General features: G+C 71.5%; 19 protein-coding genes. 5 read left to right on the forward strand and 14 right to left on the reverse strand.

Going from position 1 to position 23,123, the window contains the following annotated elements:
• Together AB0O53_RS12535 and AB0O53_RS12540 are read right to left on the reverse strand one after the other, a co-directional pair.
• Entirely contained in the window at positions 1–2,787 is a 2,787-nt protein-coding gene (locus tag AB0O53_RS12535; RefSeq protein WP_350992273.1) for a SpoIIE family protein phosphatase, read from the reverse strand.
• A gap of 203 nt (positions 2,788–2,990) precedes the next feature.
• Positions 2,991–4,139: a glycerate kinase gene (locus AB0O53_RS12540; RefSeq protein ID WP_350992271.1), complete on the reverse strand. Its 1,149-nt coding sequence runs from the start codon at positions 4,137–4,139 to the stop codon at positions 2,991–2,993.
• A gap of 143 nt (positions 4,140–4,282) precedes the next feature.
• Between AB0O53_RS12540 and AB0O53_RS12545 the strand changes: the two genes are divergently transcribed.
• Genes AB0O53_RS12545 through AB0O53_RS12555 form a run of 3 tightly spaced genes read left to right on the forward strand, consistent with a single transcriptional unit; the run spans position 4,283 to position 6,925 of the window.
• Positions 4,283–5,950, forward strand: coding sequence for a BCCT family transporter (locus AB0O53_RS12545; RefSeq protein WP_365195036.1), 1,668 nt, complete (start codon positions 4,283–4,285; stop codon positions 5,948–5,950).
• A 9-nt stretch (positions 5,951–5,959) separates the two neighbouring features.
• Entirely contained in the window at positions 5,960–6,460 is a 501-nt protein-coding gene (locus AB0O53_RS12550) for an NUDIX domain-containing protein (protein ID WP_350992267.1), read from the forward strand.
• Positions 6,461–6,496: 36 nt separating this feature from the next.
• Positions 6,497–6,925: a hypothetical protein gene (locus AB0O53_RS12555; protein WP_350992265.1), complete on the forward strand. Its 429-nt coding sequence runs from the start codon at positions 6,497–6,499 to the stop codon at positions 6,923–6,925.
• A 7-nt stretch (positions 6,926–6,932) separates the two neighbouring features.
• Here the strand turns inward: AB0O53_RS12555 and AB0O53_RS12560 are convergent, their stop codons facing one another.
• Complete coding sequence (locus tag AB0O53_RS12560; RefSeq protein WP_350992263.1) at positions 6,933–7,322, reverse strand: SHOCT domain-containing protein; 390 nt, start codon at positions 7,320–7,322, stop codon at positions 6,933–6,935.
• 206 nt (positions 7,323–7,528) lie between these two features.
• Here AB0O53_RS12560 and AB0O53_RS12565 point away from each other — a divergent pair, with 206 nt between their 5' ends.
• Entirely contained in the window at positions 7,529–8,599 is a 1,071-nt protein-coding gene (locus tag AB0O53_RS12565; RefSeq protein ID WP_365195041.1) for a class I SAM-dependent methyltransferase, read from the forward strand.
• Here the strand turns inward: AB0O53_RS12565 and AB0O53_RS12570 are convergent.
• From AB0O53_RS12570 to AB0O53_RS12620, 11 genes are all read right to left on the reverse strand, one after another.
• On the reverse strand, positions 8,581–9,081 hold the full coding sequence (locus AB0O53_RS12570; RefSeq protein ID WP_350992259.1) for a methylated-DNA--[protein]-cysteine S-methyltransferase: 501 nt from the start codon (positions 9,079–9,081) through the stop codon (positions 8,581–8,583). The two genes, AB0O53_RS12565 and AB0O53_RS12570, sit on opposite strands and share 19 nt — an antisense overlap.
• Positions 9,082–9,090: 9 nt before the next feature.
• Positions 9,091–10,575: an AlkA N-terminal domain-containing protein gene (locus AB0O53_RS12575; protein ID WP_350992258.1), complete on the reverse strand. Its 1,485-nt coding sequence runs from the start codon at positions 10,573–10,575 to the stop codon at positions 9,091–9,093.
• Positions 10,576–11,121: 546 nt separating this feature from the next.
• Positions 11,122–11,904, reverse strand: coding sequence for a CDP-diacylglycerol--serine O-phosphatidyltransferase (pssA, locus tag AB0O53_RS12580; protein ID WP_381889681.1), 783 nt, complete (start codon positions 11,902–11,904; stop codon positions 11,122–11,124).
• Between the two features lie 64 nt (positions 11,905–11,968).
• A complete protein-coding gene (locus AB0O53_RS12585) occupies positions 11,969–12,625 on the reverse strand; it encodes a phosphatidylserine decarboxylase (RefSeq protein ID WP_046779883.1) in 657 nt (218 codons plus the stop codon).
• Between the two features lie 186 nt (positions 12,626–12,811).
• Complete coding sequence (locus AB0O53_RS12590) at positions 12,812–14,017, reverse strand: acyl-CoA dehydrogenase family protein (RefSeq protein WP_060177728.1); 1,206 nt, start codon at positions 14,015–14,017, stop codon at positions 12,812–12,814.
• Positions 14,018–14,019: 2 nt separating this feature from the next.
• Positions 14,020–14,532 (reverse strand): MaoC family dehydratase, encoded by a 513-nt coding sequence (locus AB0O53_RS12595; protein ID WP_365195045.1) that lies wholly within the window; start codon positions 14,530–14,532, stop codon positions 14,020–14,022.
• A gap of 5 nt (positions 14,533–14,537) precedes the next feature.
• Entirely contained in the window at positions 14,538–15,512 is a 975-nt protein-coding gene (locus AB0O53_RS12600) for an HpcH/HpaI aldolase/citrate lyase family protein (RefSeq protein ID WP_030010164.1), read from the reverse strand.
• Entirely contained in the window at positions 15,509–17,590 is a 2,082-nt protein-coding gene (locus AB0O53_RS12605) for a protein meaA (RefSeq protein WP_350992254.1), read from the reverse strand. The genes AB0O53_RS12600 and AB0O53_RS12605 overlap by 4 nt, the downstream gene beginning before the upstream one ends.
• 31 nt (positions 17,591–17,621) lie before the next feature.
• Positions 17,622–18,959, reverse strand: coding sequence for a crotonyl-CoA carboxylase/reductase (gene ccrA / locus AB0O53_RS12610; RefSeq protein WP_350992253.1), 1,338 nt, complete (start codon positions 18,957–18,959; stop codon positions 17,622–17,624).
• 388 nt (positions 18,960–19,347) lie between these two features.
• Positions 19,348–20,163 (reverse strand): TetR family transcriptional regulator, encoded by an 816-nt coding sequence (locus AB0O53_RS12615; protein WP_350992252.1) that lies wholly within the window; start codon positions 20,161–20,163, stop codon positions 19,348–19,350.
• A 163-nt stretch (positions 20,164–20,326) separates the two neighbouring features.
• Positions 20,327–22,123 carry a 3-hydroxyacyl-CoA dehydrogenase family protein gene (locus AB0O53_RS12620; protein WP_350992250.1) on the reverse strand — a complete coding sequence of 599 codons (1,797 nt, stop codon included), beginning with the start codon at positions 22,121–22,123 and terminating at the stop codon, positions 20,327–20,329.
• A 396-nt stretch (positions 22,124–22,519) separates the two neighbouring features.
• On the opposite strand from AB0O53_RS12620, the gene AB0O53_RS12625 reads away from it, so the two are divergent.
• A complete protein-coding gene (locus AB0O53_RS12625) occupies positions 22,520–23,074 on the forward strand; it encodes an adenylosuccinate lyase (RefSeq protein ID WP_350992248.1) in 555 nt (184 codons plus the stop codon).
• Positions 23,075–23,123 lie beyond the last annotated feature (49 nt).

The following is a 23,123-nucleotide window of genomic DNA, read 5'->3' on the forward strand; positions in this document are numbered from 1 at the left end:
TCACCAGGCCAGGTCCTCCAGCGCGTCCAGGTCCGGCGGGGCCGGCGGCTGCGGCTCCGCGCCGCCGGTCAGCGGCAGCTCCGCCCAGATGACCTTCCCGCGGTCCGTGTAGCGGGTGCCCCAGCGTTCGGCGTACTGCGCGACGAGGAACAGCCCGCGCCCGCCCTCGTCGGTGGTGGCCGCGTACCTCAGGTGCGGGGAGGTGCTGCTGCCGTCGGAGACCTCGCAGATCAGGCTCCGGTCGCGCAGCAGGCGGACCCGTACGGGCGCGCTCCCGTACCGGATCGCGTTGGTGACCAGCTCGCTGAGGATCAGCTCCGCGGCGAACGCGATGTCTCCCAGACCCCACGCGACGAGCTGCGCCGAACCGGCGTTGCGCACCCGTGAGACGGCCGCGTGGTCGCCGGGCACCTCCCATTCGGCGATCCGGTCCGCCTCCAGTCGCCGGGTGTCCGCGATCAGCAGCGCGATGTCGTCGCTCGGCACCGGGAACAGCATCGCCGCGAGCACGTCCGAGGCGGCCTCGTCGGGGCTGCGGCCGGGACGGGACAGCGTGTCGGAGAGCAGCCGCAGACCGGTGTCGAAGTCCCGGTCGCGGTCCTCCACCAGGCCGTCCGTGAACAGCACGAGCCGGCTCCCCTCGGCCAGCTGGAACTCCGCCGCCTCGAAGGGCATCCCGCCCACGCCGAGCGGGAGCCCGGCCGGCAGCTCGGGGAACTCCACCCGGCCGTCGGGCCGGATCAGCGCGGGTCCCGGATGTCCGGCGCTCGCCATCCGGCAGTGCCCGGTGACCGGGTCGTAGACCGCGTAGAGGCAGGTGGCGCCGGTGACGGCGGAGGCGCGCCCGGGCGCGCCATCGGGCTCCGGGTCCTCCCCGCCCGACCTGCCGCCGTCCCCGTTCGCGTTCCCGTTCCCGTCCCCGGGCCCGCCGCCGCCCGCCTCGTCCTGGTCGATCCGGTTGATCAGCTCGTCCAGGTGACCCAGCAGTTCGTCGGGCGGCAGGTCCAGGGTGGAGAAGTTGTGCACCGCGGTCCGCAGCCGGCCCATGGTGGCCGCGGCGTGCACCCCGTGCCCGACGACATCGCCCACCACCAGCGCCACCCGGGTGCCCGGGAGCTGGATCACGTCGAACCAGTCGCCCCCCACCCCCGCCGTCGCCGGCAGGTAGCGGAAGGCCACGTCCACGGCGCTCTGGTCGGGCAGCACCCGGGGCAGGAGGCTGCGCTGGAGGGTCACGGCCATCGCGTGCTCGCGGGTGAAGCGGCGGGCGTTGTCGATGGAGACGGCCGCCCGCGCCCCCAGCTCCTCCGCGAAGGACAGGTCCTCCTCGTCGAAGGGCTCCGGGGTGTCGGCGCGCCAGAAGTTGGCCATGCCCAGGACCACCCCGCGGGCCTGGAGGGGTACGGAGATCAGGGAGTGCAGCCCGTACTCCAGGGCCACGCGGGTGCCCTGGGAGTCCTGGGCCCGCCAGCCCATGGCCGCGTTCAGATCGGCCGCGAGGACCGCGTGCCCCTCGTCCAGGGCCGCGGCCATCGGGGCCGTCGGCACCTCGAACCGGATGAGGTCGCCGACCGGCTGGAGCGGGGAGTCGGCGCGCACGCCGGTGATGGCCGCCCGGCGCATCTCGGTGTACACGCCGCCGGCGGAGGGCTCGTCACCGCGCATCACGGGCTCCAGCAGCTCCACCGTCACGAAGTCGGCGAAGCGCGGCACGGCCACTTCCGACAGCTCCTCGGCGGTCCGCGCCACGTCCAGCGTGGTGCCGATCCGCACCCCCGCGTCGTACAGCAGCTGGAGGCGGCTGCGGGCGATCTCGGCCCGGCCGGTGAGCGAGGCGAGCTCGGTCGTGTCGCGCAGGGTCACCACGCGGCCCGCCGGCCGCCCCGCGTACGCCATGGTGGGCCGCACGTTGACCGCGAGCAGCCGGTCGCCCGCCAGGTGCACGTGGTCCGTCACGACGCGCCCGGAGGCGAGGAGCTCGGTGGTGCGGGGGTCGAGTCCGAGGTCGCCGACGGCGCGCTCCTCGGCGTCCTGCGGCAGGTCCAGGAGCCTGCGGGCCTCGTCGTTGGCCAGGATGAGCCGCTGGTCGTTGCCGATGATGAGCACGCCCTCGCGCACGGCGTGCAGAACGGCCTCGTGGTGTTCGTTCATCCGGGTCATCTCGGCGGCGCCCAGGCCCCGGGTCTGGTGCAGCAGCCGCCGGCTGACCAGGGCGGCGCCCGCCGTGCCGAGCAGCAGGCCGCTCGCCGTGGCGCCCACGAGCAGCGGGAGCTGCCCCTCCACGGCGTGGGAGACGTTCTCCACCTCTATGCCGGTGCCGACCAGGCCGATGACCTCGCCCTGGGCGTTCCGTACGGGGACCACGGCCCGTACCGCGTCGCTCGGCTGGCCCTTGAACACCTGCGTGAAGGATTCGCCGGCGACGGCCCGGGAGACGTCGGCGGCCCGCTGGCCGATCAGCTCGGGCCGCGAATCGGTGTAGCGCACCCCGCGGAGGTCCATCACGGCGATGAAGTCCAGGCCCGAGGCCCTGCGGGCGGCCTCGGCCAGCGGCTGGAGCGCGGCCGTCGGATCCCGGGACATCAGCGCCTCGGGGAGGCCCGGAGCGTGCGCGAAGGCCTCGGCGGCGGCGAGCGAGCGGTTGCGGGCGTCGCGCTGGCTGTCGTAGCGGGCCTGGAAGACCAGGGCCAGCGCGGCGGCGGTGATCAGCACCACCACGATCAGCGCCTGGAGGGCGAAGACCTGACCGGCGACACTGTGCGCCCCCCGGGACATGCGCGCGGACATGCGCGAACCCCACCCGGTCGGCTGTCGACCAAAACGTCCGGTCATGAGCCCTTTCTAACACTGTCCGCGCGTTTGGGCGTGGCCGGGCCGCAGGGCCGTCCGGAGCCGCCCGCACGGCGGCCCGCACGGCCTCCCGATCCGGCCCGTGGAACGGCAGCGGCCCGGCCCCCGGACGGGGGACCGGGCCTGCGGACCTGCCGGGGTCAGAGGACGTCGGCGGCGATGTTCGCCGCGACCTGCTCCAGGAGGGGACCGGCGTTCGGGATGGACTTGGCCGGGTCGGGCTCCAGGTCCGTCAGCGGGTACGCCTTGCCGATGCCCGCCGCCCGCAGGGCCTCCTGGCCCAGCAGCAGCCGGCCGCAGACCGCCACGACCGGCTTCCCGGCGGCCCGCGCGGCCGCCGCGACACCGGCGGGAGCCTTGCCGTGCAGGGTCTGCTCGTCCAGCGAGCCCTCACCGGTGATGACCAGGGTGGCCCGCTCCAGGGCCGGCGCGAAGCCCAGCACCTCCAGCATCAGCTCGATGCCGGGACGGAAGCTCGCGCCCAGCAGCAGCGCGCCGTAGCCGATGCCGCCCGCACCGCCCGCGCCCGGGGAGGCGGCGAGCTCGGTGGCCTTGGGGCCGATCGACTTCTCCAGCACCTGCGCGTAGTGCGCCAGCGCCGCGTCGAGCGTCGCCACGTCCTCCGGCGAGGCGCCCTTCTGCGGTCCGTAGACGGCCGCGCAGCCCTTCGGGCCGGTCAGCGGGTTGTCCACGTCGCTGGCCAGGACGAAGTCGACCTCCGCGAAGCGGGGGTCCACGCCCGACAGGTCGGCCGAGGCCAGGTCGGCGAGTGCGCCGCCGCCCGGACCGACCGGTTCGCCGTTCGCATCCAGGAACACCGCGCCGAGTGCCGCCAGCATGCCGGCGCCGCCGTCCGTGGTGGCGCTGCCGCCCACGCCGAAGACGATCGAGCGGGCGCCCGCGTCCAGCGCGGCCTTGAGGACCTCGCCCGAGCCGTACGTGGTCGCCGTCAGCGCGGCGAAGGTGCCCGCCGGCAGCAGCTGGAGGCCGGAGGCCTCCGCCATCTCGACGACCGCGGTGTCCCCGCGCAGCGCGAAGGCGGCCGTGACCTGGTCCCCGAGGGGCCCGGTGACCCGTACCTCCCGGCGTTCGAAACCGGCCGCCACGGCGGCCGCGACCGTACCGTCGCCGCCGTCCGCGACGGGGAGGGTCTCGATCTCCACGCCCGGTACGGCCCTGCGAAGGCCGGCCGTCACCCGCTCCGCGACCTGAACGGCCGTGAGCGAGCCCTTGAATTTGTCCGCGGCGATGAGCACGCGCGCGGCCTCAGTTACTGCTCCGTCCGTCACCTTTGCTATCCCTTGCTATCGAACAGTGCAGTCGCGCCGCCATGAGCTTATCCGGAGGATCCTCCTATGCCCATGAGTGGCCTGGGCCACACCCGGCGCGCCATGCCCCTAAATAGGGATATACGCCTGCATAGTGTGGCCGCATGAGCGCCGAATCACTGGAACAACCCCGTCCGGACACCCCCGGCGAGGGACCCGGCAGTCCGGTGGACGGCGCCCCCGACCACACCGTCGTGACCGTCGGCGTGCTCGCCGTGCTGGCCGTCGTCGCCTGGGCGGCCCTCGGCGAGGACTCCTTCGACACCGCCTCCGCCACCGCGCTGGCCTGGGTCCTGAACAACTTCGCGTGGCTGTTCGTGATCGCCGCCGACCTCTTCCTCGTCCTGTGCGTCGTCCTCGCGATCAGCCGCTTCGGCCGGATCCGCCTCGGCGCCGACGACTCCGAGCCCGAGTTCACCAACCTGTCGTGGATCGCGATGATGTTCAGCGCCGGCATGGGCATCGGCCTGATGTTCTACGGCGTGGGGGAGCCCCTCACCCACTACCTGGCCCCGCCGCCCGCCTCCGGAGCGGCCCCCCGCACGGGCGCGGCCGCCCTCGCGGCCATGGAGTACTCCTTCTTCCACTGGACCCTCACCCCCTGGGCCATCTACGGCATCGCCGGCCTCGCCCTCGCCTACGCGACCTTCCGCAAGGGCCGCGGCAACCGCCTCAGCTCCGCCTTCGTCCCCCTGATCGGCCGGGAGCGGGCCGACGGCGCGCCCGGCAGGGCCATCGACCTGCTCGCCGTCTTCGCCACCGTCTTCGGCACCGCCACCAGCCTCGGCCTCGGCGCGCTCCAGGTGTCCAAGGGCCTCAGCCTCACCACCGGGATCGAGGACTCCACCACCGTCGAGCTGATCATCATCTGCTCGCTCTCGGCGGCCTTCGTGCTCTCCGCCTTCTCCGGCCTGCACAAGGGCGTGAAGTGGCTGAGCACCAGCAACATCGTGCTCGCCGCCGTCCTGATGGTCTTCGTCTTCCTCCTCGGGCCCACCGTCTACATCCTCGACGTGATCCCGGCCGGCGTCGGCGGCTACCTGAGCGAACTGCTGCCCATGGCCAGCCGCACCGGCGCCTTCACCGACAGCGCCTGGCTCGGCGCGTGGACGATCTTCTACTGGGCGTGGTGGCTGTCCTGGGCCCCCTTCGTCGGGACCTTCATCGCCCGCATCTCACGCGGCCGCACCATCCGCGAGTTCCTCATCGGCGTACTGCTCGTACCCAGCGGGGCCACCGTCGTCTGGTTCTGCGTGATGGGCGGCACCGCCATCCGCCTCGACTCCACCGGCGCCGTCGACTTCGCACCCGAGCTCAAGGAGGGCACCGAAGCCTCGCTCTTCGCGATGCTGGACGGGCTGCCGCTGTCCACCGTCACCTCGTGGGTCGCCATGGTCCTGGTGATGACCTACTTCGTCACCAGCGCCGACTCCGCCTCCCTCGTCATGGGCTCCCTCACCAGCCGCGGCTCCCTCCACCCGCCCACCTGGCTCGTCGTCACCTGGGGCGTGCTCATGGCCGCCGTGGCCGCGGTGCTGCTCGTCGCGGGCGGCCTGAAGTCCCTGCAGACCGCCACCATCCTGGTCGCGCTGCCCTTCGTCGTCGTCATGCTGCTGCTCTGCTGGGCCCTGCTCAAGGAGCTCCGCGAGGACCCCGGCGCGGGCCCCGCGCGCCACCACCCCCTGCACGGCATGCGGGACGCGGTGCGGGCCATGGTCGGCGACGCCGTCAGCGAACAGGGGCGGGCGGCCGACCGGCGGCCCCCTCGGTAGGGTGGCCGGGTGACCACCACGGATGACTTCGCCACGTACATCGCGAGCCTGCCCCGGGTGCTGGCCGGCGCGGCCGCCCTCTACCGGGACGCCGAGGGCCGGGTCCTGATCGTCGAGCCCAACTACCGCGAGGGCTGGGCCCTGCCGGGCGGCACCATCGAGTCGGACCAGGGCGAGTCGCCGCGCACCGCCGCCCGCCGGGAGAGCGCGGAGGAGATCGGCATCGACGTCCCCCTCGGCCGCCTCCTCGCGGTGGACTGGACGCTCGGCCCGGGCCGACCGCCGCTCGTCGCCTACCTCTACGACGGGGGCGTGCTCGACGAGGCCCGGTTGGCCTCGATCAGGCTCCAGGAGGAGGAACTGATCTCGTGGCGGCTCGTCGACCCCGCCGAACTCACCGCCTACCTGCCCGGATCGCTCGGCCGGCGCACCGAAGAGGCCTACCGCGTCCTCCAGTCGGGTGAGGGCACCGTGGAACTGGAGAACGGCCGGCCCCCGGTCACCTCGTAAACACCCGGCTTACTTCGACCAGGACAGAATCAGAAGATGATCACGATGTACGCCTGGCCCAGCACGGCTGACGGGCCGGACGCCCTGCCCATGGTCCACTTCACGACGGACCAGCAGGCCGGTGGAGAGGTGACCCCCGACGGGACGCCGGTGTGGCTCTTCGACACCGCGATACGCGAGGGCGGGTGGGCCCGGTTCGACGACTTCGAGGGCTGGTCCGCCCCCGCCCCCGAATGGCGGGCCCTCTACCGCCGCGAGGACGACTTCCTCGCCGTCACCGGTCCCGGCGCCTGCGAGGGCTGGTACGAGGGCAACCTCGGCGCCGACACCGACTGGGTGGCGGCGGCCGCCACCCAGCAGAGCGTGGTGCTGCTCGCCGCCCCCGTGCAGCACCCCTCGCTCTACGGCTACGCCGTCGAGGCCGGCGCCGCCTTCGCCCTGCTCGTCCCGCTCCTCGTGGTCTGACCCGCGGTCAGGCCAGCAGCTTGGCCTTGGCGCGGTCGAACTCCTCCTGGGTGATGTCGCCCTTGTCCTTCAGGGCGGAGAGCTTGTGCAGCTCGTCCGCCGAACCGCCGCCGGGGCCGGCCGCCTGCTGGACGTACTTCTTGAAGGCCGCCTCGTTCTCCTGCATCTGCTTCATGTCCCGCTCGCCCATGCTCTTCCCGCGGGCGATGAGGTACACGAACACGCCGAGGAACGGCAGGATCAGCACGAAGATCAGCCAGCCCGCCTTGCCCCAGCCGCTCATCGTGTGGTCACGGAAGATGTCCGTGATGATCTTGAAGAGCAGGAAGAACCACATGATCCACAGGAACAGCCACAGCATCGTCCAGAAGAGGTTCAGAAGCGGATAGTCGTCCATGCCCGGCTCCGATCGTGTTGCGGTATTTCTTTCATACAGGCGCACCCGTATGTCCGCATGCGGAGCGATCTGTCCTCGGACCTCCTTGGAGTGACTTCGGCTCCTCCTCCGCTGCGGCGACCCCGCCGGACGCCACCCGGATGCTTGCCTGGGGGCGCAGGGCCGCACGTACGCGGCCGCAGCCGACCCCACAGGAGCAGACCCCCATGGCCGCACCCCCGGAACCGGACGCCGCGAAGGTGGAAGCCTTCATGGAGAAGGCGCTCGGCGACCTGAGCGGAGCCATGGCCACCGCCCTGTGCGCCATCGGCGACCGGCTCGGCCTCTTCAAGGACCTCGCCGCCCACGGCCCCACCCGCAGCCAGGACCTCGCCGACCGACTGGACCTGCGCGAACGCTACGTCCGCGAGTGGCTGCGCGGCCTCACGGCCGCCGGCTACCTCACCGAGCCCGAACCGGGCACCTTCGCCCTGCCCCCCGCACACGTCCCCGCACTCGCCGGCGAACCGGGACCGATGTTCCTGGGCGGCGTCCACCAGATGCTCCCCGGCCTCTGGCAGCCCTACGAACAACTCGTTGAAGCCTTCCGCACCGGCGGCGGCGTACCCCAGGCCGCCTACCCGCCCTCCGTGTGGGACGGCATGAGCCGCTTCTCCGGCAGCTGGTTCGAAAGCGTCATGATCGACGACTGGCTCTCCACCTTCCCGCACGTCATCGGCAAACTCGAACGCGGCAGCCACGTCGCGGACGTCGGCTGCGGCGCCGGCCGGGCCGTCATCGTGCTCGCCAGAGCCTTCCCGCGCTCACGGTTCACCGGCTTCGACGTCTTCCCCGCCCAGGTCGAACGCGCCCGCGCCAACGCCGAACGGGCCGGGGTCGCCGACCGCGTCTCCTTCCGCGTCCTCGACGTCGCCGAGGGCCTCCCCGACCGGTACGACATCGTCACCACCTTCGACGTCATCCACGACGCCGCGGACCCCCGGGGACTGCTGGCCGCCATCAGAGCCGCCGTCAAGGACAACGGCGACTACCTCATGCTCGAAGTCAACTCCCGCGACCGCCCCCAGGACAACGTCGGCCCGGTCGCCTCGCTCCTGTACGGCTTCAGCGTCTTCTACTGCATGACCACATCCCTGGCCGGCGACGGAGCCGCCCTCGGGACCTGCGGCCTGCCCGAGGAGACCGTCCGCACCCTCTGCGCCGGGGCCGGCTTCCGCGAAGTCACCCGTTCCCCCGCCGAAGACCCCTTCAACGTCCTCTACGACGTCAGACCCTGACCGGCCTCGAAGGCCAGCAGCCGCACCTTGCGCTCCACCCCGCCGCCGTAGCCGGTCATGCTGCCGGAAGCCCCGATCACCCGGTGGCACGGCACGATGATCCCGACCGGGTTCTTCCCGTTGGCCAGACCCACCGCGCGCGAGGCGTTCGGCTTGCCCAGCTTCGCCGCCAGCTCCCCGTACGACCACGTCTCGCCGTACGGGATCCGTACGAGCTGCTCCCAGACGCTGCGCTGGAACTCCGTGCCCTCCATCCGCAGCGGGAGGTCGAACTCGGTCAGCTCCCCGGCGAAGTACGCGGCCAGCTGGCGCACCACTTCGGGGAAGGGCTCCTCGCCGGCCGCCACCCGCTCCCCGAAGGACTCCTCCGCCGGACGGTGGCGCTGCCCGGTCATGTACAGGCCGCTGAGGACGCCGTCCGAGGCGACCAGGGTGAGCGGACCGTACGGGCTGTCCACGACGGTGTGCTGCTTGACGTTCACGGCTGCTCCTCAGACCGGCAGGTGGTTGATGGGGTGGGCGTCCGTGGCCCACAAGTACTGGACGGCGTACGCGCGCCAGGGCCGCCAGCCGGCGGCCCGCGCCGTCAGCGCGGACGGGGTCGACGGCAGACCGAGCCCCTGCGCCGCGCGCCGCACGCCCAGATCGGACGGCAGGAACGCGTCCGGGTCGCCCAGCGCCCGCATCGCGATCACCTCGGTGGTCCACGGGCCGAAGCCGGGCAGCGCCGACAGCTGCGCACGGGCCGCGTCCCAGTCGCTGCCGATGCCGAGCGGCAGCGAACCGTCCGCCAGCGCCTTCACCAGGGTGGTCAGCGTGGCCCGGCGGCTGCGCGGCAGCGCCAGCGACTCCGGGTCGAGCCCGGCCAGGGCCTGCGGCGACGGGAACAGGTGCGTCAGCCCGCCCAGCGGGTCCTCGACGCGCTCCCCGTACGCAGTGACCAGCCGGGCGGCGTGCGTGCGCGCCGCCGCGGTGGACACCTGCTGGCCCAGCACGGCCCGTACGGCGAACTCCGCCGCGTCGACCGTACGTGGGACCCGGCGGCCCGGGGCCTTGTCCACGAGCGGGGCCAGCAGCGGGTCGGAGCGCAGCTGCTCGTCGACGGCCTCGGGGTCGGCGTCGAGGTCGAGCATCCAGCGGCAGCGGCTGATGGCGATCGTGAGGTCGCGCAGGTCGGTGAGGGCCAGGCGGCAGCCGATGTGGTCGGGCTGCGGGGTCAGGGCCACGACGCCGGTGCCGTGGGGGAGGCGCAGGGTGCGGCGGTAGGCGCCGTCGCGCCACTCCTCGACGCCGGGGACCGCGGTCGCGGCGAGGTGCCCGAAGAGGTTGTCGGGGTTCAGGGGGGCCCGGAACGGCAGCCGCAGGCTGATGGTCCCCGGGATCCGGGGCGGGGCGTCCTGCTTCCGCCCGGCCTTCACGGACCGCTCCCGCAGTTCGCTCGGGGAGAGGGCGAAGACCTCGCGGACGGTGTCGTTGAAGGTGCGGATGGAGGCGAAGCCGGCGGCGAAGGCGACGTCGCCCATCGGGAGCTCGGAGGTCTCGATGAGCAGCCGGGCGGTCTGGGCGCGCTGGGCCCGGGCCAGGGCGAGGGGGCCGGCGCCGAGCTCGGCGCCGAGCTGCCGTTCCACCTGGCGGGTGGAGTAGCCGAGGCGGGCGGCCAGGCCCGGGACGCCCTCGCGGTCGACGACCCCGTCCTGGATCAGCCGCATCGCCCGGGCGACGGCGTCGGCGCGGGCGTTCCACTCGGGGGAGCCGGGGCTGGTGTCGGGGCGGCAGCGCTTGCAGGCGCGGAAGCCGGCCTGCTGGCAGGCGGCGGCGCTGGGCAGGAAGGTCATGTTCTCGACCTTCGGCGGCACGGCGGGGCAGCTGGGGCGGCAGTAGATCCGGGTGGTCAGGACGGCGGTGAAGAACCAGCCGTCGAAGCGGGCGTCCTTCGACTGCACGGCCCTTACGCAGCGCTCGGTGTCGGTGTGCATGGCTCCAGGATCCGGGGCGCGATCCCCGGCGGCTGGCGGTTTTCCGACATCAAGGCTAACCCGGTCCGGGCCGGACCGGGCCGGGTGCGCGGCGGGGGTGGTGGGGGTCGGGCGGGGCCGTGGCCGGCGGCGGGGCGGGGCCCGTCCGGGGTAGGCATGATTTATGGCCCCTCGGCCGAATGAGAAGTCGGCCCGCGACACGGGCCAACAAATCACGTTTTACACCCCGGACGGCCCCCGCCCCACCGCCGACCCCGTCCCCGCCCTCAGGCGCCCTACCGCCCCCGTGTGCGGTGTCGCGGGCCGACGGGCCGGGTCGGGGACGGGGTCGGTGGTGGGGCGGGAAGCGTCCGGGGTGTAAAACGTGATTTGTGGCCCGTGACGCCGAGTGCTGCGGGCTCCCGCTCGGGGGCCATAAATCATGCCTACCCCGGACGCTTCCCGCCCCGCCGCCGGCCACGGCCCCGACCCCACCCCCGCCGCCCTCCCCGGGCACGCAGAGGGCCCCCGGATGCCCATGGCATCCGGGGGCCCTCATCGGTACAGCTAGCGCAGCGACGTCGCTCGGGCTTCGCGGCGGTTGTGGCGGAAGGTGTTCGCCCTCCGCGTCGTCGCGAACAGCGGAATGGTCGCCGCCATCGCGATCTGCAGCGCGCAGCCGGTCTGGAGCAGCAGCTGACCGCCCGGGGCGTCGAACGCCCAGGCCGCCAGCAGACCCATCGCGCTGATGATCCAGGCGAGCATCGCCACCGCGAGGACACCCCGCGGCTTGGGGTACTCGACCCGGCTCACCATCAGCCAGGCCACCCCGATGATCGCCAGCAGCGTCGGGATGAACGGGAGCTCCAGCAGCACGATCGAGACGACCGTCAGCGCGCCGAAGGGGCTCGGCATGCCCTGGAACATGCCGTCCTTCATCGTCACGCAGCTGAATCTCGCGAGCCGGAGCACCACGGCGAGCAGCACCACGATCGCGGCCAGCGCCGACATCTTCTGGTCCGCGTCGACGGCGACCATGCCGTAGACGAGGACGAAGTAGGCCGGGGCCAGACCGAAGCTGATCAGGTCGGACAGGTTGTCCAGCTCGGCACCCATCGGCGAGCTGCGCAGCTTGCGGGCCACGATGCCGTCGAAGAGGTCGAAGACCGCGGCGAGCAGCATCAGTATCACCGCCGTGGCGGCGCTGTTGCGGGCCATGCCCGTCTCGCCGCTCCCGGTGAGGTGCGGGATGAGGATTCCGGTGGTGGTGAAGTACACCGCCATGAATCCGCACGTGGCGTTGCCGAGGGTGAGGGTGTCCGCTATCGACAGCCGCAGCGAGAGCGGCATGTCGTCCTCGGCGGACTCCTCCTCGGAGGACTCGGGCACCCAGCCGGTGGCCGGAGTCTCAGGGTCAGTCACGGTCAATTCGTGTCACCCCCGCGGTGGTGGCCTGACCGACCTCGACCGCGACCTCGACGCCCTCCGGGAGGTAGATGTCGACGCGGGAGCCGAAGCGGATCAGACCGATGCGTTCGCCCTGCTCCACCTTGGTGCCGGCCGGCAGGTACGGGACGATGCGCCGCGCGACGGCGCCGGCGATCTGCACCATCTCGATGTCACCGAGCTCGGTGTCGAAGTGCCAGACAACGCGCTCGTTGTTCTCGCTCTCCTTGTTGAAGGCCGGGACGAATCCGCCGGGGACGTGCTCCACGGACGTCACCGTGCCCGCGAGGGGCGCGCGGTTGACGTGGACGTTGAGCGGGCTCATGAAGATCGCGACCCGGGTCCGTCCGTCCTTCCACGGCATGATGCTCTGCACCACACCGTCGGCGGGCGAGATGACGCGGCCCTGAGCGATCTCGCGCTCGGGGTCGCGGAAGAACCACAGCATGCCCGCGGCGAGCGCGGTTGCGGGCACGGCCGCGGCGGCCCAGCGTCCGGACTTGCGGGCCCGGGTGAGGCTGAGCGCCGCGGTGGCGACGGTCGGCAGAAGCCACGGCGATGCTCCGCGGGCGAGACGTACGCCGAGTCGGCTGTCGCGGGGTGCAGAGGTTTGGCTGTGGGGCATGGATGACCTTCGTAGCGGGTGATTGCCGCGCCGCAAACAGGGGGACGGGACGGCGGCTTTACTGGAATGCTATCGGTTGCGCGCAACAACTGGGCAAGCCAGAAGCCGAGTCGATGACCGTCGGCCAGTGACTGGTAGTGACCTTGCTGCGACGGACCCATGGAGGATCCGCCGCAAAAGGGACTTTCAGCCCTGGAGTCGGTACTCCTCGAGCAGGCGTCGCCCGATGATCATTTTCTGGATCTCGGCGGTACCTTCGCCGATCAGCAGCATCGGGGCCTCGCGGTAGAGGCGCTCGATCTCGTACTCCTTCGAGAATCCGTATCCACCGTGGATCCGGAAGGCGTCCTCCACCACCTCCTTGCAGTACTCGGAGGCGAGGTACTTCGCCATCCCTGCTTCGAGGTCGTTTCGTTCCCCGGAGTCCTTTTTGCGTGCTGCATTCACCATCATCGCATGAGCGGCTTCGACCTTGGTAGCCATCTCGGCCAGCTTGAACTGGATGGCCTGGTGTTCGGCGATCGCCTTGCCGAAAGTGTGACGTTGCTGGGCATACGAGACACCGAGTTCGAAAGCACGCTGAGCGACGCCGCAGCCACGCGCCGCCACGTTGACGCGGCCGACCTCGACGCCGTCCATCATTTGGTAAAACCCTCGGCCGGTCTGGCCGCCGAGGACGCGATTGGCCGGAATGCGCAGTCCGTCCATGATGAGCTCGGTCGTGTCGACGCCCTTGTAGCCCATCTTGTCGATCTTGCCGGGGATCGTCAGGCCCGGGCGGACCTCACCGAAGCCGGGCTCCTTCTCGACGAGGAAGGTCGTCATCGACTTGTGGGGCGCGGTGCCCTCGGGGTGTCCTTCGTCACTCCGGACGAGGACGGCCACCAGGGTGGAGCTGCCGCCGTTCGTCAGCCACATCTTCTGGCCGTTCAGGACGTACTCGTCGCCGTCCTTCACCGCCTTGGACGTGATCGCCGACACATCGGAGCCGAGCGCCGGCTCGGACATCGAGAACGCGCCGCGCACCTCGCCCAGCGCCATGCGCGGGAGGAAGTGGTCCTTCTGCTCCTGCGTGCCGTGCTGCTTGAGCATGTACGCCACGATGAAGTGGGTGTTGATGATGCCCGAGACGGACATCCAGCCGCGCGCGATCTCCTCGACGCACAGGGCGTAGGTGAGGAGCGACTCGCCCAGGCCGCCGTACTCCTCCGGAATCATCAGCCCGAAGAGGCCGAGCTCCTTGAGGCCGTCGACGATCGCCTGCGGGTACTCGTCGCGGTGTTCCAGCTCGGTGGCGACCGGGATGATCTCCTTGTCGACGAACTCGCGGACGGTCTTGAGGATCTCCCGCTGGACGTCGGTCAGCCCGGCGGTCTGGGCGAGTCGGGCCATGGCTACTTCTCCTGGGTCTTCGGCTGGGGGCGGCCGGGCTGCTCGCCGCCGCGCTCCTTGATGTACGTCTCGGTCGGGACCATCACCTTGCGCCGGAAGACGCAGACGAGGGTGCCGTCCTGCTTGTAGCCCTTGGTCTCGACGTAGACGATGCCGCGGTCGTTCTTCGACCTCGACGGGGTCTTGTCGAGGACCGTGGTCTCGCCGTAGATCGTGTCGCCGTGGAAGGTCGGCGCCACGTGCCGCAGGGACTCGATCTCCAGGTTGGCGATGGCCTTCCCGGAGACGTCCGGCACGGACATGCCGAGCAGCAGCGAGTAGATGTAGTTGCCCACGACCACGTTCTTGCCGAAATCGGTGGTGTTCTCGGCGTAGTTCGCGTCCATGTGGAGCGGGTGGTGGTTCATGGTCAGGAGACAGAAGAGGTGGTCGTCGTACTCGGTGACCGTCTTCCCGGGCCAGTGCTTGTAGACCGCCCCGACCTCGAACTCTTCGTACGTGCGTCCGAACTGCATGGGGGTCAGGCCTCCGGGATCTCGAACTTGGTGGTGCGCTCCATGCCCGCGGCGCGGCCCTTGCCCGCGATGACCAGGGCCATCTTGCGGCTGGCCTCGTCGATCATCTCGTCGCCGAGCATCGCGGAGCCCTTCTTGCCGCCGGCCTCGGAGGTGCACCAGTCGTACGCGTCGAGGATCAGCTCGGCGTGGTCGTAGTCCTCCTGGGAGGGGGAGAAGACCTCGTTGGCCGCGTCGACCTGGCCGGGGTGCAGCACCCACTTGCCGTCGAAGCCCAGCGCCGCCGCCCGGCCGGCCACCTCGCGGTAGGCGTCCACGTCGCGGATCTGGAGGAAGGGGCCGTCGATCGCCTGGAGGTTGTGCATGCGGGCCGCCATCAGGATCCGCATCAGGATGTAGTGGTAGGCGTCCGCCGGGTAGCCGGGCGGCTGCATGCCCACGACCAGGGACTTCATGTTGATGGAGGCCATGAAGTCGGCCGGGCCGAAGATGATGGTCTCCAGCCGGGGGGAGGCGGCGGCGATCTCGTCGACGTTGACCAGGCCCTTGGCGTTCTCGATCTGCGCCTCGATGCCGATCTTGCCGACCTCGAAGCCCATGGTCTTCTCGATCTGGGTCAGGAGGAGGTCGAGGGCCACGACCTGCTGGGCGTCCTGGACCTTCGGAAGCATGATGCAGTCGAGGTTCTGGCCGGCTCCCTCGACGACGGTGACGACGTCGCGGTAGGTCCAGTGGGTGGTCCAGTCGTTGACGCGCACGACGCGGGTCTTGCCGGTCCAGTCGCCGTTGTTCAGCGCGTCCACGATGGTGTGGCGGGCGCCTTCCTTGGCGAGCGGGGCGCAGGCGTCCTCCAGGTCCAGGAAGACCTGGTCGGCCGGCAGGCCCTGGGCCTTCTCCAGGAACCGCGGGTTCGAGCCGGGCACCGCGAGGCAGGAGCGACGCGGGCGAAGGCGGTTCACCGGGTGGACGGGCGTGGTCATGCGGGGACCTCCGTGCTTGCAACGAGTGCGTTGTCTGTGTCGAGGGGGGCGAGCTTGTTGGCCTTGCGGATCTCGTCGACGATACGGCCGATGATCTCCGTGATGCCGAAGTCCTTCGGCGTGAAGACCGCGGCGACCCCCGCGGCCTTGAGCGCGACGGCGTCGGCGTTCGGAATGATGCCTCCGACGATGACGGGGATGTCACCCGCCCCCGCCCCGCGCAGCCGCTCCAGGACGTCCGGGACCAGGGCGCTGTGCGATCCGGACAGGATGGACAGTCCCACGCAGTGCACGTCCTCGGCCAGCGCGGCGGAGGAGATCTCCTCCGGCGTCAGCCTGATGCCCTGGTAGACCACCTCGAAGCCGGCGTCGCGGGCGCGGACGGCGATCTGCTCGGCGCCGTTGGAGTGCCCGTCCAGGCCGGGCTTGCCCACCAGCAGGCGCAGCCGGCCCGAGCCGAGCTCGTCGGCGGTGCGGGCGACCTTCTCGCGGACCTCGTGCATCGGGGTGCCCGGCTCGGCGGTCACGGCGACGGGGGCCGAGGAGACGCCGGTCGGTGCGCGGAACTCGCCGAACACCTCGCGCAGGGCGCCCGCCCACTCGCCGGTGGTGACACCGGCCCGGGCGCACTCCAGGGTGGCCTCCATGAGGTTCTCGGTGCCCGCCGCGGCCTCCTTCAGGCGCTCCAGCGCCTGCTGGGTGGTGGGGAAGACGAACGGGTCGCCGTTGCCCTGACGGTCCGAGGACTCCTGGCGCTCGGCGCGCCAGCGGCCGATCCGCTCGACGGTGAATGCCTCCGTCGCCGGGTCGACCGTCATGATCGCGCCGTCCAGGTCGGCCGTGAGCGGGTTCTCCTCGGTCTGCTCGAAGCAGTTGACACCGACGATCTTGTCCTCGCCGGCCTCGATCCGCGCCCGCCGTTCGGCGTGCGAGGAGACGAGCTCGCCCTTGAGGTAACCGGACTCGACGGCCGCCATGGCGCCGCCCATCTCCTGGATCCGGTCGATCTCGGCCAGGCAGTCGGCGACCAGGGAGTCGACTTTGGCCTCGATGACGTGGGATCCGGCGAAGATGTCGTCGTACTCCAGCAGGTCGCTCTCGTGGGCGAGGACCTGCTGGATGCGCAGCGACCACTGCTGGTCCCAGGGCCGGGGCAGGCCCAGCGCCTCGTTCCAGGCGGGCAGCTGCACCGCGCGGGCGCGGGCGTCCTTGGAGAGGGTGACCGCGAGCATCTCCAGCACGATGCGCTGGACGTTGTTCTCCGGCTGCGCCTCGGTCAGTCCCAGGGAGTTGACCTGGACGCCGTAACGGAAGCGGCGCTGCTTCGCGTTCTCGATGCCGTAGCGCTCCTTGGTGACCTGGTCCCAGATGCGGCCGAAGGCGCGCATCTTGCACATCTCCTCGATGAAGCGGACGCCCGCGTTCACGAAGAAGGAGATACGGGCGACCACCTCGCCGAAGCGCTCCTCGGGAACCTGTCCCGAGTCGCGCACCGAGTCCAGGACTGCGATCGCCGTGGACATCGCGTACGAGATCTCCTGGACCGGGGTGGCCCCGGCCTCCTGCAGGTGGTAGCTGCAGATGTTGATCGGGTTCCACTTCGGGATGTGGTTGACCGTGTACGCGATCATGTCGGTCGTCAGCCGCAGGGACGGCCCCGGCGGGAAGACGTGCGTCCCGCGCGAGAGGTACTCCTTGACGATGTCGTTCTGGGTGGTGCCCTGGAGCTGGGCGATGTCCGCGCCCTGCTCCTCGGCGGCCACCTGGTAGAGCGCCAGCAGCCACATGGCGGTGGCGTTGATCGTCATCGAGGTGTTCATCTGCTCCAGGGGTATGTCCTGGAACAGCCTCCGCATGTCGCCCAGGTGGGAGACCGGGACCCCGACCCGGCCGACCTCGCCGCGGGCGAGGATGTGGTCGGGGTCGTAGCCGGTCTGCGTCGGCAGGTCGAACGCGACCGACAGGCCGGTCTGGCCCTTGGCGAGGTTGCGGCGGTACAGCTCGTTGGACGCCTCGGCCGTGGAGTGGCCGGCGTACGTCCGCATGAGCCACGGACGGTCCTTCTGGCGCTCTGTCATCTCAGGCTGTCCCTTAGGCCTTTGAACGGTCTCAGACGTTGCGGAAGCGGTTGATCGCGTCGAGGTGCTCGGCGCGCATCTCGTGGTTGCGGACGCCGAGGCCCTCCTCGGGGGCGAGCGCGAGGACGCCGACCTTGCCCTGGTGGAGGTTGCGGTGCACGTCGTAGGCGGCCTGGCCGGTCTCCTCCAGGGAGTAGACCTTCGACAGGGTGGGGTGGATCTTGCCCTTGGCGATCAGGCGGTTGGCCTCCCACGCCTCGCGGTAGTTGGCGAAGTGCGAGCCGACGATCCGCTTCAGCGACATCCACAGGTAGCGGTTGTCGTACTGGTGCATGTAGCCCGAGGTCGAGGCGCAGGTGGTGATGGTGCCGCCCTTGCGGGTGACGTAGACCGAGGCGCCGAAGGTCTCGCGGCCCGGGTGCTCGAAGACGATGTCGATGTCCTCGCCGCCGGTCAGCTCGCGGATCTTGGAACCGAAGCGCTTCCACTCGCGCGGGTCCTGGGTGTGCTCGTCCTTCCAGAACTTGTAGCCCTCGGCGTTGCGGTCGATGACCGCGGTGGCGCCCATGGCCCGGCAGATGTCGGCCTTCTCCGGGGAGGAGACGACGCAGATCGGGTTGGCGCCGCCGGCCAGCGCGAACTGGGTGGCGTAGGAGCCGAGGCCGCCGCTGGCGCCCCAGATCAGGACGTTGTCGCCCTGCTTCATGCCGGCGCCGTTGCTGGAGACCAGCTGGCGGTAGGCCGTGGAGTTGACCAGGCCGGGGGAGGCGGCCTCCTCCCAGCTGAGGTGGTCGGGCTTGGGCATCAGCTGGTTCGACTTGACCAGCGCGATCTCCGCCAGGCCGCCGAAGTTGGTCTCGAAGCCCCAGATGCGCTGCTCGGGGTCGAGCATCGTGTCGTTGTGGCCGTCGGAGGACTCCAGCTCGACCGAGAGGCAGTGCGCGACGACCTCGTCGCCCGGGTTCCAGGCGTTGACACCGGGACCGGTGCGCAGGACGACGCCCGCCAGGTCGGAGCCGATGATGTGGTACGGCAGGTCGTGGCGCTTGGTGAGCTCCGACAGGCGCCCGTAGCGCTCCAGGAAGCTGAAGGTGGAGACGGGCTCGAAGATCGAGGTCCACACCGAGTTGTAGTTGACCGACGAGGCCATGACCGCGACGAGGGCCTCGCCCGGGCCCAGCTCGGGCAGCGGGACGTTGTCCAGGTGCAGGGACTTGCGGGGGTCCTTGTCGCGGGTGGTGAGCCCGGCGAACATCTCCGCCTCGTCCTTGTGCACGGTGATCGCGCGGTAGGACTCGGGGAGCGGCAGGGCCGCGAAGTCGGCGGCGGTGGCGGACTGCGACTGAATCGCGTCCAGGATGTCCTTCACGGTGAGCCTCCGGCTAGCGCTGATGAGGGTGCGCTGAGGTGAACGGGTGCGTGGAGCGGGTGCGGTGTGCCGTCGGTCCGGCTGTGCTGTGGTGCTCGTCGCCGCCCGTGGTGGGGCGTGCGGGGTGCCTGGTGACGCAGGCGTCCGGGGCGCGTTCCGTGCCGTGTGGGCGTGGGTCGCGGGGACATCCGGACGACTTCAACGTATGGCACCCCGTGTCACCCGGCAAGGCACCGCGTGCCAAAACTTTCTCTCATTTGCCGATTGACCTGCGCAGATGAGCGATGATCGATCAGAGTTACCGCCGAGTAGGGGCAACCCGGACATACGAAAGCGGCCGCCCCCTCCTCGGGGACGGCCGCTGTGACGAGCATCGCTTCCGGTGGTGCTACCTCGCGCGCAGCGCCTCTTCGATGGTCCGCATGACCTCGTCCAGGGGCGCGTCGGTGCGGGCCACCGCCACCAGCACCTCGCCCTCCGTACGGACGGCCGCCGGCGCGGACGGCGCCGCCGGGCCCAGGGTGCGGCCCGCGCCGATCCCCGATCCGAAGGTCTTGCGCACGATCGAGAAGGCGTGGTCCAGCTGCGCCTCCACGTCGCCCTGGCCGCCGGCCCGCAGCCAGCGCCGCAGCACGTGGTTGTGGGCGGTGACCACCGCCGAGGCGGCCACCTCGGCCAGCAGCGGGTCGTCGTTGCCGTCGTGGTGGTCGGTCTCGTCGAAGTGCGCCAGCAGGTAGCGCGTGAAGAGCCGCTCGTACCGGGCCACGGAGGCGATCTCCCGCTCCCGCAGCGCCGGCACCTCGCGGGTCAGCCGGTAGCGCTCCACCGACACCGCGGGCGAGGCGGCGTACATCTTCATGACTTCCTTGATCCCGCGGCACACCGTGTCGAGCGGGTGCTCGTGCGCCGGGGCCACGTCCAGGACCGCCTCGGCGCGGATCAGGGTGTCGTCGTGGTCCGGGAAGATCGCCTCTTCCTTCGACCGGAAGTGCCGGAAGAAGGTCCGACGGGCGACCCCGGCCGTCGCGGCGATCTCGTCGACCGTCGTCGCCTCGTACCCCTTGGTGGCGAACAGCTCCATGGCCGCCGTGGCGAGCTCACGGCGCATCTTGAGCCGCTGGGCGGCAGCCCGGGTGCCGGCCGCGCTCTCCGGGGCGTCGGGGGCCGAGGAGGCGCGGGGCGAGGTCTTGGCGGGCTGGGACATAGAGCGAAAGTACTTCATTCGCGCAGGGGAGCGCGCCTGAGGGGGGTGGGAGAGGGGTGGATGCGGGGGAGAGCCCGCACTGGGCTCGGGAGGGTCAGTCCGCCGTGAGGGTCCGGCGGACCCGAGCAGCCCTCCCCACGCATCCGGCTCATGGCCCGCTCGGTTACCGCCGGGCGTACTCACGGAATCCGCGGCCGGTCTTCCGGCCCAGGCAGCCCGCCGCCACCAGGTGCTCCAGCAGCGGGGACGGGGCCAGGCCCGGGTCGCGGAACTCCTTGTGGAGCACCTTCTCGATGGCCAGCGAGACGTCGAGGCCGACCACGTCGAGCAGCTCGAACGGACCCATCGGGTAGCCGCCGCCCAGCTTCATCGCCGCGTCGATCTGGTCGAGGCTCGCGTAGTGCTCCTCCACCATCTTGATCGCGTTGTTGAGGTACGGGAACAGCAGCGCGTTCACGATGAAGCCGGCCCGGTCCCCGCAGTCCACCGGGTGCTTGCGCACCTTCACGCAGATCTCGCGGACGGTGGCGTGCACGTCGTCGGCCGTCAGGACGGTCCGGACGACCTCGACCAGCTTCATCGCCGGGGCCGGGTTGAAGAAGTGCATGCCGATCACGTCCTGCGGACGCGAGGTCACCCGGGCCACCGCGATCACCGGCAGCGAGGAGGTGGTGGTGGCCAGCACCGCACCCGGCTTGCAGACCTTGTCCAGCGCCGTGAACAGCTCCTGCTTGACCGCCAGGTCCTCGGCGACCGCCTCCACCGCCAGGTCCACCTCCGCGAAGGCGTCCAGCGACCCGGCCGGGGTGATCCGGCCCAGGGTCTCCTCCGCCGCCTCCTGCGTCAGCCGGCCCTTGGACACCGCACGGCCCAGGGACTTGCCGATGGCGGCCTTGGCGGCCTCCGCCTTCTCCTGGCTGCGCGCCGCCAGGACCACGTCGAACCCGGACTGGGCGAAGACCTGCGCGATGCCGCTCGCCATGGTGCCGGAGCCGGCCACGCCGACCGAGCTCACCGGACGGCCCGCACCCAGCAGGGACCCGTCCAGCGGGGTCTGCAGATCGCGGACGATCACCGAGCTGCCGGGCGCCTCGTACGTGTAGAAACCGCGCCCGGACTTCTGCCCGGCCAGCCCGGCCTCGGCCAGCTGCCCCAGGATCGGGGCCGGGGCGTGCAGCCGGTCGCCGGAGGAGGCGTACATGGCCTCCAGGACCGTACGGGCGGTGTCCACGCCGATCAGGTCGAGCAGCGCGAGCGGGCCCATGGGCAGGCCGCAGCCGAGCCGCATCGCCGCGTCGATGTCCTCGCGGGAGGCGTACTTCGCCTCGTACATGGCGGCGGCCTGGTTGAGGTAGCCGAAGAGCAGGCCGTCCGCGACGAACCCGGGCCGGTCGCCGACCGCCACCGGCTCCTTGCCGAGCTCGCGGGCCAGCTCCGTGACCGACTCCACGGCCGTCGGCGCGGTCAGGACGCAGGAGACGACCTCGACCAGCTTCATCGCCGGGACCGGGTTGAAGAAGTGCAGGCCCAGCACGCGCTCGGGGCGCTGGGACTCGGCGGCGAGCCGGGTCACCGACAGGGCGTTGGTGCCCGTGGCCAGGATCGTGTCGGGCCGCACGACCGCGTCGAGCTCGCGGAACACCTGCTGCTTGACCTCGTACGACTCCGGCACGACCTCGATGACGAGGTCCGCCTCGGCCGCCGCGGCCAGGTCGGTGAAGGTGCGGAAACGGGCCAGGACGTCCGCCCGCTCCTGCTCGGTCAGGCGCTCCCGGGCGACGGAACGCGCGGTCGCCGCGGCGAGGGAGGCCGAGGCCCGGCGGGCGGCGGTCTCGCTGATGTCGATGCCGATGACCTCGCGGCCGGCCCGGGCGAGGACCTCGGCGATGCCGGTGCCCATCGTGCCGAGGCCGACGACGGCGATGGTCTGGAGGGTGGGCTGACTGGACTGACGGTCCATCGAGGGACTCCAGTGGAAGAGGGTGACGACTGAGGGGGCGCGCGGCGCACGGCGCGCGCGGATGCCGTACGGAGTGCCGTGCGGTGAGGAGCCCGGGGCAGGAACGGCCCGGACGGGAACCCGGCGGGAGGAAACCCCGGGGGTGGAAGCGGCAGGACCCTGTCCCGGGGCCATGCCGTGCATGCGAAACGAACCGACCGGCACGAGGCGGCTGCGTCACCAGGCCGCCCTCGTACGTGTTGCAACGACAGTAACTCGCCGGTAACTGGTGCGCCAGAGCGCGGAGATGTGACCTGTACCGCCGAAATGTACCGATCATCGATCATCGATCAACCGGCCTTGATCATCTGTGGGAACCGGGCGTGCAGCCCGCCCCACCGCCCTAGGGTGGGGCGCGTGAACGACGTGCTGGAGCGCCTGCGGGCGGAGGCGGGCGGCTCGCCCGAGTACGAGGTGCTGCTCGCGGCCGGCCCCGACGCCCTCGCGGACTCCCTCACCTCGACCGGGCTGCCCCTGTGGGCCCGCGAGCTGGCCGCCTACCGGCTCGGGCTCGCCGGGGACCGGCGCGCCTTCGAATCCCTCGTGCTGCTCCTCAACCACCGCGACCCGCCCCGCTGCGCGGCCGCCGCCGAGGCCCTGGCCGTGCTCGGCGACCCGCGCACCGCCCGCGCCGCCGCGGCCCTCGCCACCAACGGGCTGCGCACGGCCTACGCCCTCCAGCCGGTCCGGCTGCTCACCGCCCTGCGCGCCCCCGAGTCCGTACCGGCCCTGCTCGCCACCCTGACGCGGCTGCTGTCCCCGAACGACCCCTACTGGCGGGTGGCCCTGGCCTGCGTCGAGGGCCTGGGCGCCCTCGGCGACCCCCGCGCACGCGATGTCCTCACCCGTGCCCAGTCCCACCCCCGCCTGGCGGTGGCCGCGACGACCGCCCTGCGCGCCCTGCCCGCCTGACAGGAGCGGGCTGAGGGGTCCGGCGGGCCGGCGGGCGCCGGGCCCGCCG

The sequence above is a fragment of the Streptomyces erythrochromogenes genome (genome assembly GCF_040684695.1).
GTDB lineage: Bacteria > Actinomycetota > Actinomycetes > Streptomycetales > Streptomycetaceae > Streptomyces > Streptomyces erythrochromogenes_C.

Excerpts from the sequence above, each read along its gene's own strand:
- AB0O53_RS12535 (WP_350992273.1), bottom strand. The coding sequence starts at position 2,787 with ATGTCCGCGCGCATGTCCCGGGGGGCGCACAGTGTCGCCGGTCAGGTC.
- AB0O53_RS12545 (WP_365195036.1), top strand. The coding sequence starts at position 4,283 with ATGAGCGCCGAATCACTGGAACAACCCCGTCCGGACACCCCCGGCGAG.
- AB0O53_RS12555 (WP_350992265.1), top strand. The coding sequence starts at position 6,497 with ATGATCACGATGTACGCCTGGCCCAGCACGGCTGACGGGCCGGACGCC.
- AB0O53_RS12560 (WP_350992263.1), bottom strand. The coding sequence starts at position 7,322 with ATGGACGACTATCCGCTTCTGAACCTCTTCTGGACGATGCTGTGGCTG.
- AB0O53_RS12565 (WP_365195041.1), top strand. The coding sequence starts at position 7,529 with ATGGCCGCACCCCCGGAACCGGACGCCGCGAAGGTGGAAGCCTTCATG.
- AB0O53_RS12575 (WP_350992258.1), bottom strand. The coding sequence starts at position 10,575 with ATGCACACCGACACCGAGCGCTGCGTAAGGGCCGTGCAGTCGAAGGAC.
- pssA (WP_381889681.1), bottom strand. The coding sequence starts at position 11,904 with ATGCCGCTCTCGCTGCGGCTGTCGATAGCGGACACCCTCACCCTCGGC.
- AB0O53_RS12585 (WP_046779883.1), bottom strand. The coding sequence starts at position 12,625 with ATGCCCCACAGCCAAACCTCTGCACCCCGCGACAGCCGACTCGGCGTA.
- AB0O53_RS12590 (WP_060177728.1), bottom strand. The coding sequence starts at position 14,017 with ATGGCCCGACTCGCCCAGACCGCCGGGCTGACCGACGTCCAGCGGGAG.
- AB0O53_RS12595 (WP_365195045.1), bottom strand. The coding sequence starts at position 14,532 with ATGCAGTTCGGACGCACGTACGAAGAGTTCGAGGTCGGGGCGGTCTAC.
- AB0O53_RS12600 (WP_030010164.1), bottom strand. The coding sequence starts at position 15,512 with ATGACCACGCCCGTCCACCCGGTGAACCGCCTTCGCCCGCGTCGCTCC.
- AB0O53_RS12605 (WP_350992254.1), bottom strand. The coding sequence starts at position 17,590 with ATGACAGAGCGCCAGAAGGACCGTCCGTGGCTCATGCGGACGTACGCC.
- AB0O53_RS12615 (WP_350992252.1), bottom strand. The coding sequence starts at position 20,163 with ATGTCCCAGCCCGCCAAGACCTCGCCCCGCGCCTCCTCGGCCCCCGAC.
- AB0O53_RS12620 (WP_350992250.1), bottom strand. The coding sequence starts at position 22,123 with ATGGACCGTCAGTCCAGTCAGCCCACCCTCCAGACCATCGCCGTCGTC.